This window comes from Ruegeria sp. YKSD163, from assembly GCF_059612905.1.
The window spans coordinates 1-1,595 of record NZ_JBXWRM010000054.1; the positions used below are offsets into that span (position 1 = coordinate 1).

Below are 1,595 nucleotides of genomic sequence, written 5' to 3' on the forward strand. Positions count from 1 at the left end.
TTTCGGCGTGGCGATATTTGCCTTGAGTTCATGGGGTTTCAGCGGATCGAGGAAAGGATTGCGATAGAGTTTGTCGTGGCTCTCCACCCCGATTTCAAGCGTGATGTCAGAGGTCGCGCGGGCGACGCAGAGGATCACGTAGCCATTGGAAATCTGGCGGTTGTTGAGGGCGACCTGGCGGCGCTGGTCCACCGTGCCCGCAGTCAGCCGGGCCGCGCAGGTGATGCAGCCGCCGTATTCGCAGCCGTAGGGCAGGTCGACCCCTTGGTCGCGCAACTGCTCCAGCAGTGGGCGGCGGGCGTTGACGCGATAAGTCGCGTCTTCGCGGTTGGCGATTGTAACGGTATGGGTGGTCACAGCCAGATATCGCTTGTGCAATCGCCGCCGGGATAGCGGGCTTCGTGACAGCGACTGGGGCCGTTGGGTTCCTGGCCGAAATCAACAATGAAGTCAGGATTGATCTTCATCCCGCCATTCACCGGATCGCAGTCGATCATCACCATGACACCGCCCTTTTTGCGGATTTCGGGGTAGAACTGGTTGTCCCACGTCGAAAACAGCGAGGTGGTCACGTAGAGCCTGCGCCCGTCGAGCGATAGTTGGAACATCTGCGGTCCGCCCGCCACTTCGACGCCATTCACGGTGGGCGCCTTGCCCAGCAGCCCACCCATGAAGACCTGACCGGTCAGCACAGGGTTATGCGGATCGGTGATGTCATACTGGCGCATGTCGCCGTGCAGCCAGTTGTTCGCGTAGAGGTATTTGTCATCCATCGAGACCAGCAGTGCCGACATTACGCCGGGCAGCGGGATCGGCCATTCGGGGTGCATCTCGTTTTCGACATCGATGATCTTTTCCCACTGCCATTTGCCTGCCGCGTCCTTCCACCAGTGGATCACATTGGTGCTGAGCGCCGCCCCGCAAAAGCCATGGGTGCTGTCGGGGTTGTGGTGGAACTTGACCTCCAGCGGCAAAAGCCCGTCCTCGCCGAGATAGAAGCTCTCCACCGGCTCGCGTTTCTCGAAATCCCAGAAATGCAGCTCGCGGCCGTATTTCAGGTGCCCGACTTCCTCCAGATCGAAGCCCGGCATGAAGGTATTGGGTGCTGCCCATTCCGAACTGACCATCACGTTGTGGCGCGGCTGGTACCAGAAGTCATAGCCGAACTTGATGTCGCCCATCGAGTTCTCCCAGCGCCCGACGATGTTGAACTCCTTGTCGAGATGCAGGTAACCGCCGGGTGCCTCGCCCTTGGCGTTGCCGAGGAAGGAGATGATGATTTCCGAGCCGAGACAATGCACCGTGTGAGGCCCGGATAGGTCTGCCTTGGCCTTGATCTCGGCCCCGTCGATTACCTTGTGCAGGCGCGGAGCACGCGGATCGGTGGCGGTGTCGACGATGTGCAGCTTGTTGGACCGAACGCCCGGCAGGATCAGGTACTTGCGGCTCATCGAGCCGTCGTCATGACAGGACGAACAGGCGTTCCAGCCCATGTGATGCAGCTCGTCGCCAATCCCCGGCATTTCCAACCGGTGGATCACCTGGGAATAGGTCGGGCTGTCGGGGTCTACATCCACCGTCGCAAGGTAATCCGG

The 1,595-nt window shown here is 60.4% G+C and carries 2 protein-coding genes; both read right to left on the minus strand.

Annotation, left to right across the window (positions count from 1 at the left end; translation table 11 throughout):
- On the minus strand, positions 1-357 hold a 357-nt coding region (locus AC2FNA_RS24140), incomplete at its 3' end, for a 2Fe-2S iron-sulfur cluster-binding protein (protein WP_496830974.1).
- The coding region (locus AC2FNA_RS24145; RefSeq protein ID WP_496830976.1) for a selenium-binding protein SBP56-related protein at positions 354-1,595 on the minus strand (1,242 nt) is incomplete at its 5' end. The genes AC2FNA_RS24140 and AC2FNA_RS24145, both read right to left, overlap by 4 nt.